General features: G+C 56.5%; 8 protein-coding genes. 3 read left to right on the top strand and 5 right to left on the bottom strand.

The annotated features are described in order from the left end of the window. Positions 1-246: 246 nt before the first annotated feature. Positions 247-705: a regulatory protein RecX gene (locus tag B1C80_RS27500; RefSeq protein WP_077924422.1), complete on the top strand. Its 459-nt coding sequence runs from the start codon at positions 247-249 to the stop codon at positions 703-705. A gap of 22 nt (positions 706-727) precedes the next feature. Here the strand turns inward: B1C80_RS27500 and B1C80_RS27495 are convergent, their stop codons facing one another. Continuing rightward, positions 728-1345, bottom strand: coding sequence for a hypothetical protein (locus B1C80_RS27495; RefSeq protein ID WP_077924421.1), 618 nt, complete (start codon positions 1343-1345; stop codon positions 728-730). Positions 1346-1533: 188 nt separating this feature from the next. Here B1C80_RS27495 and B1C80_RS27490 point away from each other — a divergent pair, with 188 nt between their 5' ends. Beyond that, complete coding sequence (locus B1C80_RS27490) at positions 1534-2457, top strand: glycosyltransferase family 2 protein (protein WP_077924420.1); 924 nt, start codon at positions 1534-1536, stop codon at positions 2455-2457. 95 nt (positions 2458-2552) lie between these two features. Further along, entirely contained in the window at positions 2553-4016 is a 1464-nt protein-coding gene (locus B1C80_RS27485) for a M48 family metalloprotease (RefSeq protein WP_077924419.1), read from the top strand. 12 nt (positions 4017-4028) lie between these two features. Here B1C80_RS27485 and B1C80_RS27480 read toward each other — a convergent pair whose 3' ends face one another. From B1C80_RS27480 to B1C80_RS27465, 4 genes are all read right to left on the bottom strand, one after another. Continuing rightward, complete coding sequence (locus tag B1C80_RS27480) at positions 4029-5819, bottom strand: hypothetical protein (RefSeq protein ID WP_077924418.1); 1791 nt, start codon at positions 5817-5819, stop codon at positions 4029-4031. After that, a complete protein-coding gene (locus B1C80_RS27475; RefSeq protein ID WP_077924417.1) occupies positions 5819-6661 on the bottom strand; it encodes a hypothetical protein in 843 nt (280 codons plus the stop codon). The genes B1C80_RS27480 and B1C80_RS27475 overlap by 1 nt, the downstream gene beginning before the upstream one ends. A 197-nt stretch (positions 6662-6858) precedes the next feature. Beyond that, entirely contained in the window at positions 6859-8235 is a 1377-nt protein-coding gene (locus B1C80_RS27470; RefSeq protein WP_236648951.1) for a glycoside hydrolase family 30 beta sandwich domain-containing protein, read from the bottom strand. Positions 8236-8391: 156 nt separating this feature from the next. Continuing rightward, the gene (locus tag B1C80_RS27465) at positions 8392-9855 is read right to left on the bottom strand and encodes a RagB/SusD family nutrient uptake outer membrane protein (protein WP_077924416.1); all 1464 of its coding nucleotides are present in this window, start codon (positions 9853-9855) and stop codon (positions 8392-8394) included. Positions 9856-9862 lie beyond the last annotated feature (7 nt).

The following is a 9862-nucleotide window of genomic DNA, read 5'->3' as shown; positions in this document are numbered from 1 at the left end:
CCCCACGGACCATTTTTCCGGATGGTTTATTGCTGACGCCTGTGTGGTCCATGGGGACACGGACCACGGTGAGGAGGAGACGGACTACGCTATAAAGGCCTCACCAGGGTCCGTGTCCCCACGGACCATTTTCCCGGATGGTTAATTGCTGACGCCTGTGTGGTCCGTGGGGACACGGACCACGGTGAAGAGGACGCAGACCACGGTATAAGGGCTTTTCTGGCCCTTTTTTCGTATTTTTGTCGTATGACAGACACCCTCAAAGATGCGTTACGAAAGGCCGCTATGTTCTGTGCTTACCAGGAGCGTACGCAGCAGGAAGTGCGTGATCGGCTGAAGGAATGGGGCGTTTGGGGTGATGATGCGGAGGAAGTGATCGCTGAACTGATTCAACAGAATTACCTCAACGAAGAGCGCTTCGCCAAAAGCTTTGCCGGGGGTAAATTCCGCGTCAAAGGCTGGGGCAAACGAAAGATAAAACAGCACCTCCAGCAGCGCGGCATTACCGGTTACAACCTCAACGAAGCCCTCAAAGAAATCGAACCCGACGATTACCGGCAAACGCTGGTCGATCTGCTCGACAAGAAACGGCGGAGCCTGACCGATGCCAATCCGCTCGTTGTCAAACAAAAACTCATTCGGTTTGCCATGAGCCGTGGCTACGAATCGGATCTGATCTTCTCGGTATTGGGGGCCGACGACTAACGTGGGCTGACTAGCCTGGCTATTAGCCGCTTACCAGGCTGAACGTGCCGTCGGTTTCAAAAACGAAGGTCAGGGCGCTGTATATATTGCCTGTATAATCGACCCTGTCCTTTACCCACATATCCGAATTTCGACCCAGAATGCGGGCAATGCGTGGCTGGCGCGGTGGCCGGATGTATACCCGATTGCCAACAATTTCTTCGTAACAGGCCAGCGTATGTTGCTGCGTGGCCGACGACTCCAGGTCCGGGTTCAGCATGTTGCCTTTCTCATTTCCCCTGTAAACGACAATCAGTCTGAACCGGCCGGACTTCTGGAAAAAGTAACCCGTCGGCACGGCTTGTTTGTAGCGGTCGTCGTAACATACTTCGAGTCGCCAGCAGGCTTTCCCCTGCGCGTTTACAAACTCGGTGAGCAGCAGTATACCCATGGGGCCGTCCGGAGTCATAATCTCGTGAGTATGGGTCTGCTGCAGGTAATCCTGATACGCTTTCAGAACGTCGCCGGCGCCCGCTCTTGCCATCAGGTCACGGTTGGCGCATCGGGGTGGTTCTACGGTTGCTTCGACGATCTGACCGAAGCAGCAGGCCGGGAGTGCCAGGCCAACAACAAGCAGAAGGGGTTTAATGAGAGTCCACATACTGGCTGAAACGTTTGGTGTAGAGAAAGGTCGGACAGCGTGTAAGGTAGCCAGACTTAGCCGAATGTTGTGTGCGTTACTGCGTTCTGAGCCGGCGTTCAGCTGCTTTCGGGCTATGTGATTTGCTTCGCCCCCTGAATTACTGGTTCTTTGCGGTTTGCCGCCGGGTGGTGGTCTCTGTTTTGCCGATGAGCCAGCGTTTCGTTTCCATTATTCTGCTCAATTACAACTCCCACCGCTTCACCATCGACTGCGTTGAATCGATTGTTGCCAAAACGAAAGGGGTTGCCTTCGAAATTATTATCGTCGATAACAATTCGAACCCGGCCGATGTGGCGGCTCTGGAAACGCTGACGGCACAACCGAACGTGCGGCTTGTCAGGAGCCGCATCAACCTGGGATTTTCGGGCGGAAATATGCTGGGCGTCCAGGCCGCCGGCTCTCAGGCGACCTACTATTATTTTCTGAACAACGACTGTGTACTGCGCACCGATGTGTGTACACAACTGGCCGATTTTATGGACGCCACGCCACAGGCTGGCCTGAGTGGGGCGCAGATGTTTGCGGGTGATGGCTCCCGCCAGCAAACATTTGGCTACCTGCCTACGCTGGGCAGCAAGCTGCTGGGACACGGGGCCGTTCGACGGTTCAATCCGGCCCTGTACCCACCTTTGCAGCAGGTTTATACCCAGCCGGTGCAGGTGCCGTTTATCATGGGCAGTACGCTCTTCGTGCGGGCGTCGGCTTTCCAGGCCATTGGGGGTTTCGACGTAGCTCATTTCCTCTACGTAGAAGAAGAAGACCTGGCCAAACGGCTTCAGCGGGCCGGCTATACGGCCTGGCTGGTGCCTGAAGCCGAGTATGTCCACTTCACCGGACAGAGTACAACCCGCAATTACGACATCGAAAAAGAGTACTACATTTCGCTGTTTCATTACTTCCGGAAGTACCATTCGTGGCCCGAGCGCGTCCTGTTCCGGCTGTATTATTTCATCAAAAACGGGCGTAAATTCCGGCGTGACCCGATCTTTGGGCGGCTGGCCTGGTTCATCGGGCGGGGTAGTCCCATGCGCGAGAGTCTGCGCTACCGCCAGACCATTGGACATAAGTAGTTTTCCTCTTTCGCTACATTTGGTTTCTATTTTGCAGATACCCCGGTCGGATACCTCCACCCGTATCCAGCTGACCGTTTATAAACCCATTCACTATGCTTACATTTCGTATCCTTGTTCTCAGTGCGCTCGTCGGCTTATCGGCCTGTTCGCGCAACCCCGTAACGGGCAAGCGCCAGGTTGTCTTTATGTCGAAAGAGCAGGAAATTGCCCTCGGCCAGCAGTCGCACCCGTCGGTCGTTGCCACGATGGGGCTGTATGACGACCAGAAACTGCAGGCCTTTATCAACGAAAAGGGAAAGGCTATGGCGCAGATTTCGCACCGGCCCGACCTGCCTTACCAGTTTTACATTGTCGACTCGCCCGTGGTAAACGCCTTTGCGGTACCGGGCGGCTACGTTTATTTCACCCGCGGCATCATGGCCCACTTCAACAACGAAGCGGAGTTTGCCGGGGTACTGGGTCATGAGATCGGTCATATTACGGCCCAGCATTCGGCCCGCCAGCAAACGAGTCAGCTCTTCGGCACGGCGGGTCTGATTCTGGGGTCGGTGCTGCTCGACAAAACGGGTCAGCTGACCGAAGCCGCATCGCAGGGGTTACAGCTGGCCTTGCTGGGCTACAGCCGGGCCCACGAGTCCGAGTCGGATGAGATCGGGGTCGAATATTCGAGCAAGATCGGCTACGACGCCCGTCAGATGGCCGGCTTCTTCGGTACCATCAAACGTATTCAGGATAACGCCGGTCAGGCTATTCCGCAGTTCATGAGCACCCACCCCGATCCGGGCAACCGCCAGGCACGCGTGAACCAGCTGGCCCAGAGTTACCAGACTAAAAATCCCGCCAGCTACAGAACCGATCGGGAGTCGTACCTGCGCATGATCGACGGAATCATCTTCGGCGAGGACCCCAAACAGGGCTTTGTGGAGAACAACCAGTTTTATCATCCTGAGCTGCGGTTCCAGTTTCCGGTACCCGCCGACTGGAATCACCAGAACTCGCCGGAGCAGTTTCAGATGGGGCCCAAAGACGGCCAGGCGGCCATGATCCTGATGCTGGCCAAAGGCGGCTCGCTCGATGAAGCGGCCCAGAACCTGGTGAAAGAGCTAAGCCTGAACGTACTCGAAAACAGCCGCACCACCATTAACGGCAACCCGGCTCTGTTCCTGGTTTCGCAGCAGCAGCCGCAACAGCAGCAGGGCCAGCCACAACAGCAGCAGGACCCCAAAACCCGGCTGCAGATCGCTACCTGGCTCATCCAGTACAACAACGCCGTTTATGCGCTGCACGGCCTGTCGCAGGCGGCTGCGTTCGGCAACCGTTTGCCTACCTTCCGGCAGGTGGCGGGGGGCTTCCGGGCACTGACCGACCCCGATAAGCTGAACCGCAAACCCGAGCGCGTCCGGATTCAGGCCGCCCCGCGCGATGGTTCGTTCCGGGAGGTGATGACCGCCCTGAATATGCCCGCCAGCCGGCTCGAAGAGCTGGGCACGCTGAACAGCCTCAAAGCCGAAGACCGCATAACCCGCGGCACCCTGCTGAAAACGGTAAGTCGGTAGAGGCCTAGCGTATCAGCTTCGGCGACCGTACTTCCGGAACGCCTGTACAAACTGATACAGCATGTAAGCAATAATGATGCGCGACAAGGAGTCAACGAACCGGGCCATGTCGGGGTGTTCGATGGGGCCTTCTATGAAGTTTGACTTATGGGTAGGTAGCAGAAACTCCGGGTAGTAACTCATCAGGTGAAAAAAATCGTCCCGATTTTCTGCTACCCACCAGTGCGCGGCTGGCTTGTAGCCGATACTACAGCCGTACAAACTAAACAGGAGCAGGCTGATCGTAATGGTCCACCAGAAGGCGCGGGTCAGGCTGTTTCCGAAGTTGTTGGACAGGTAGTTGAGGGTGAGCGATACAAAATCGGCGCGTTCTTTCCGGTTAAGCCGGTCCTGTCTCGATAGTTTATCGGCCAGGCTGGAAACGCTTCGGCCAATAAAAGCACCTGCCCGTGCGCTCAGGCTGAAGAAAGTTTGCAACCAGCGTGGCAGTCGGCTGGCCAGTTCATCCTGAATCGTTTTCAGATACCGGGCCTGGTACTCCAGCGCCTGAACGGTGTTGCCGTTGTTTTCATACACTTTCTGGAGCTGTCCCAGCGCCAGCTGCTGCTGTTCCAGCACGTGGTATTCCCGATAGGTACCCGTAGGAGAACGGGTAACCGTGCCCGGGAAGATCGTGCCTGCCACGAATATTTCGAGCAGTTTGGAGTTGTAAAATTCGAAGCGTACCGCATCGTCCAGCTTGCAGCCAATGAACTGAGCTTTGCCCAGATCGGAGTTACGGATTTCGATGCTGGACTGCTCCTCAACGGCCCGGTCTACATTGCTGAATTTGAGATTGCCGAGGTTGTTGAAGTCCTCAAAAATCAGCGTCCTGAAGATTACGTTGTTGATCTGTAGGACAGAATCCTTCCGGAAGTTATTCAGGAACCTGAGCGTATCAATCTCAACGGCCCGGATCAGGCCCTCGGGCAGCAGTTGGTTATTGAAGGTAATGGTACCAATCTTCGATTCTTCCACGAGCAGGCTTTGCAGACCGGGGGCGCCCGTCAGCGACAACTCATCGATCCTACTTTCCTTTGCGATGGTGATCGTTTGTACATCCGAGCGGTCGGCAACCAGCAAGCCCCCTACCGCCGACTCGCTGATGCTGAGGGCACCCAGCGTAGCTTCTTTCTTGAGTGTAAACGCACCCACGTTTTCTGACCGGCTGATAGTCAGGTTGCGCAGTACTGAACTCGAAAGGGTTGCGTTGCAGATGTGCTGTTCGCCGGTAATGTCGCTGATGATCAGGTTACTGACTACAGATGAGTCGATGTAGAAGCCCGTATACAGCAGTGAGTCGTCAGCGGGTTTTTCTATGGTGCTGTTGGTGATGACGATTGTTTCGACCGACGAATTTTTGGAAAGCTGTATCCCGGTAATGACTGAATCGGATATGACCAGTCGCTTCACCGTTGAGTTCATCAACTTGATCGGCCCGTTAAAATCGGGACAGTCGGTAATCTCGATGAATTCGAATTCGCACTGGTCGATCAGCCACAGGCCACCCATCGTGGCATTTTGAATAGTAAGCCCAATGGTCTTCCAGGCTTTGATTTCCAGAACGCCCGTTTTAACATCGTTTATGGTTACTTCTTTGGTGAACCTGGGTGGCGTATCGCGCTCGTCTTTTTTCCCATTGATATAATATTGCTTGATAACAACGGGCTCAACGCTATCCAGACTGACCTTCGCTTTATTGGTGAGCAGCCTGTCGAGCTGGGCAATAAAGTCTACTTCGGATAACCGACGTCGCCTGGCCATCAGCGTCCGTTCATGAAGCGTAATACCAGTTGCTGATGCGTTTTATTGTAGGCCAGGTACTCAACCCGATACCCTTTCCGGCGGGCAAACTCATGAGTGGCTTTGTATTCGTGTTCTTTCCACTCGCTCTCGCCCTTGTCCAGCCGTTCGTCGTAGAAGTAATTGTACCCCTCGTCCAGCACCACGACCGTAACACCCGGCACAATTCGGTCGTCCAGTTCGCGATAAACGGTTTTAGCAGAGCGGTAAATGTCGGTGTCGATGTGCAGCAGTTCAACGTGTTGCTCGGCTTCCAGCCGGGTCCTGATGAATACGGGCAGCGTTTTCGAAATTTCACCGATCACCAGCTTCACATTGGCCAGCGGCACGAAGGGAATATACGGTAAACCTGAATTGTCGGGATGGAGAATCATTTTGAACTTTTCTTTCTCGAAGTGGCCCCGCCAGTCTTCCGGCAAGCCTTCGCAGGAATCGAATCCCCATACATCCGTGTAGTAGGCGAGCGCGGCAATGAAGTTGATTGTACGACCGGTACAGAACCCAAACTCCAGGTAAGTTCCTTTCTTTTGTTGCCGGAACTCCCGGGCTTTCCGAACCGCAAACTGAAGGATTTCACTATCGCTTTCCAGCGCTTCGGCGTTGACCAGCTCTGTTTTTACAAACTCGGTGGCACTGGCGTTACGGCCTTCGTAGCCCCGGTTCGCACTGTTGAAATGGAGGATATTGTTACCCCGGTCTTCGACACCGGTACTGGGTGGCGAAATGAGAATCTTTCGGAGGTTAATCGGCGAATTTTCCTGGTTGATAATGAGAAGCTTGTCTGCCGCAGCGTGGTTGCTCATAGGTATGGATGGTGGGTGAGGTTCGAGTACGTAAAGTATCAGTTTTTTAGTTCATAATCAGCACATTACGGAGTTCTGGTCGTTTATTTACCTGACGGCGTAAACATTTGTCTGTAAGTGGGTTACTTATAAAAAAACCTTCCGGGCTAGTCGTAACTACCCGGAAGGTTTTCAGATAAATAAAAACCGATGCCGTTTTACCAGACGTACGTACCTACGGCCCCTTCGGGCAGGCTCGTACTGACGCGTTTGCCGTTGTGCTGAATGCTGAACGACTGGGCAGCCGGGCTACTGTTCAGTACAATCAGGACCCGGCGCCCATCGGGGGTTCTGAAGGCTACGTTGGGCAGGGTTTCGGAGGTGTTGGACTCGATACGAACCGAGCCCGGCCGCACAAATTTTGACGCTACGGCGATGTTGTAATAGGCCGGGTTGCGCGTAACGGTATTGCCGTCCAGCGTGATGGCGCCCAGACACTGCGTACAGCCGCCGGGGGTGTGGGGCTGCTGCTTCGGGTCGGCCGCGAGGTTCCATTCCAGTACGGTACGGCTCCAGTTGCGGGTAGCGCCGATGATCAGCGTTTTCACGTGCCAGGCCAGGTCGCCCTTCAGGTTGCCGGGGGCGCCGATCCACTGCTCGGTAAAATACAGGTTCCTGTCAGGATGGGCCTTGTGCACCTCGGACAGGGCGCTGATCGGACCCGCGTAGAGGTGAAACGCCGAGCCGTCTACGTACTGTTTCGCGTCCGGATCGTTCAGGATCGAGATGGGGTAGTCGGGCCGGTCGGCGTTGTGATCGTACAGGATAATTTTGGTGTCGATACTGGCTTGCCGGAACGCCGGGCCCAGGTTCTGCTTGATGAACTGCGCCTGCTCCTGCGGCAGCATCAGCAGGCTGGGGTTGTTGCCCGGATGGAGCGGCTCGTTCTGAATCGTGATCGCATCGATCCGGATACCTTCGGCCTTCATGCCCTGAATGTATTTGACAAAATACCGCGCATAGGCATCGTAGTATTCGGGCTTCAGACTACCTCCTTTCGAGTTGTTGTTGGTCTTCATCCAGGTGGGTGGCGACCAGGGCGACCCCAGAATTTTGATAGCCGGGTTGATGACCAGAATCTGCTTCAGGATCGGAATCAGGTGGGCCCGATCCGGCGCCAGCGAGAACTTCTCCAGATTAGGGTCAGTCTGTCCGTCAGGCAGGTCGCTGTAGGAGAAAACCCGGTCGTCGAGATCCGACGCGCCGATGCTGACCCGCAGATAGCTGACACCAATACCGTTGTCTTTTGTCGAAAACAGCTCATTAAGCAGGGCCGCGCGGGAGCTGGCATCCATGCGGTCGAGGAGCATGGCGCTGCCCCCCGTCAGCGTATAACCGAACCCGTCGATAGACTGGAATGTCTGGCTTTCGTCGACGGTGATGACCGGTTGCTGGCTGCTGGCATCACTGAACCGGAGTACTGCCGGTTGCCGGACAAAAAGTGCCGACCGATCGGGGTTCGTGAGCCAGAACTCGACGCCGGTTGAGGCCGTCTGACTCGGGACGACACGCTGGCAGCTGCTGCCCAGCCCCATCGTGATCAGCAGCGACAGCACCAGGGCGGGTATGTTGAAGGGGATATGCATAGGGAAAAAGAATGCAGGTTTCGGCGTACAGTAGTCGGCTGGCGGGGCGACCCGTATCAGAAAGCCTGGCGCCGTAAGCCGACTACTGTACATCGAGGTAGGTGGTTAGTATCCTGGGTTCTGCTGAATCAGGGCGTTATTGTTGATCTCGCTCTGCGGAATGGGGAACAGCAGGTAGTTGACATCCTGCGAACCGCGCACCTGCTGAATGATGGTCAGCGCCGTTACGCGGTGGGTGGCGCTGGGGTCGGCCTGGGTATGCCGGGCATACCGCAGCAGATCGAACCACCGCTCGCCCTCGAAAGCCAGCTCCAGCCGACGCTGCCGGTCCACTTCGTCGCGGAAGGCCTGCTTCGTGGCTAGGGTAGCCAGCGTAAGCGCCGGTAAGCCCGCGCGGGTCCGTACAGCATTCAGCCGGGTCAGGGCATCCGGGTTGGGGCCGGACTGCTCGTTGGACGCTTCGGCAAACATCAGCAGGACATCGGCCAGCCGCAGCACGTAGTAGTTGTCCGGGCTGTTGAAGGCGTTGGGGTTGCTGCGCCATTTGTAGACGAACGGCCCGTTGTCGTTGGCGTTGCCCGAGCGGGCCATCACGAAGCTGGCGTGGTTCCGGCCGGCCTGGGTCACCTCGCCCGTAAACTTCCAGCGCAGGTCGTTGAGCGTGTCGGCGTACTGGATCAGCTCCGTTGTCGGAATGTTGAACTTTGGGAACGAATAGGTTGCCGGGGGCGAGGGTAGCAGCAGGTCGGGTAAGACGAACCCGCCATCGGCATTGCCCGAGAACTGGACCTCTACAATCGACTCCGCATTGTTGTCGGGCGGGAACAGAGCGTTGAAACTCGGCGACAGCTGGTACTGTCCGCTGCTGATCACCTTGTTGGCCGCCGTAGCAGCTTCGGCCCACTGGCGCTGGGTCAGGTATACCCGCGCCTGGAGCGCGTTGACAGCCGTTTTTATGATGCGGGTCCGGTTAGCTGCCTGGCTGCCGAAGCTGGTAGCGGTGAGCTGTTCGGCCTGCTGGAGGTCGGTTCCGATCTGGGCGTATACCTGCTCGGGGGTTGACCGGGCCAGGGCTACTGCCCCCGGCTCGCCCGACTCCGAGGGGTCGAGCCGGAGGGGCACTCCGCCGTACATCCGTACCAGGTTGAAATAGTGCAGCGCCCGCAGGAACCGCGCTTCGCCCAGGATCTGATCCCGGCGGGTGGCATCCATCGAGATGGTTGGTACGTACCGCAGCACGGCATTGGCCCGGTTGATACCGATGTAAGAGGCCTGAAAAATGCCGCTCACCTGCCCCGTCTGGGGTGTCCAGATCAGCCGCTCCAGCGCGTTTACGTCGCCGTTGCTGCTGGTTACGTTGTCGGAGGGCATCTCACCCACCACGTTCAGGTCCTGCCCGTAGAGGCTGGTTTGCTGGAGCGCATCGTACCCCGCGGTCAGCGCGGCCTCGGCGTCGTCGGCGGTGGTGAAAAAGTTTTCGGGCGTGATACTCGGCAACGGCTGCTTGTCCAGCACGTCACAGCTCGCCAGGAAAAAGAGGGGGATACAGACTATGATAAGACGTTTCATGAAGCTT

It is taken from the genome of Spirosoma sp. 209 (assembly GCF_002006735.1).
Lineage (GTDB): Bacteria > Bacteroidota > Bacteroidia > Cytophagales > Spirosomataceae > Spirosoma > Spirosoma sordidisoli.
The sequence above is the reverse complement of the archived record's forward strand: the minus strand, read 5'-3'. Positions and strand labels throughout refer to the sequence as shown.

Excerpts from the sequence above, each read along its gene's own strand:
- B1C80_RS27500 (WP_077924422.1), top strand. The coding sequence starts at position 247 with ATGACAGACACCCTCAAAGATGCGTTACGAAAGGCCGCTATGTTCTGT.
- B1C80_RS27495 (WP_077924421.1), bottom strand. The coding sequence starts at position 1,345 with ATGTGGACTCTCATTAAACCCCTTCTGCTTGTTGTTGGCCTGGCACTC.
- B1C80_RS27490 (WP_077924420.1), top strand. The coding sequence starts at position 1,534 with ATGAGCCAGCGTTTCGTTTCCATTATTCTGCTCAATTACAACTCCCAC.
- B1C80_RS27485 (WP_077924419.1), top strand. The coding sequence starts at position 2,553 with ATGCTTACATTTCGTATCCTTGTTCTCAGTGCGCTCGTCGGCTTATCG.
- B1C80_RS27480 (WP_077924418.1), bottom strand. The coding sequence starts at position 5,819 with ATGGCCAGGCGACGTCGGTTATCCGAAGTAGACTTTATTGCCCAGCTC.
- B1C80_RS27475 (WP_077924417.1), bottom strand. The coding sequence starts at position 6,661 with ATGAGCAACCACGCTGCGGCAGACAAGCTTCTCATTATCAACCAGGAA.
- B1C80_RS27470 (WP_236648951.1), bottom strand. The coding sequence starts at position 8,235 with ATGGGGCTGGGCAGCAGCTGCCAGCGTGTCGTCCCGAGTCAGACGGCC.
- B1C80_RS27465 (WP_077924416.1), bottom strand. The coding sequence starts at position 9,855 with ATGAAACGTCTTATCATAGTCTGTATCCCCCTCTTTTTCCTGGCGAGC.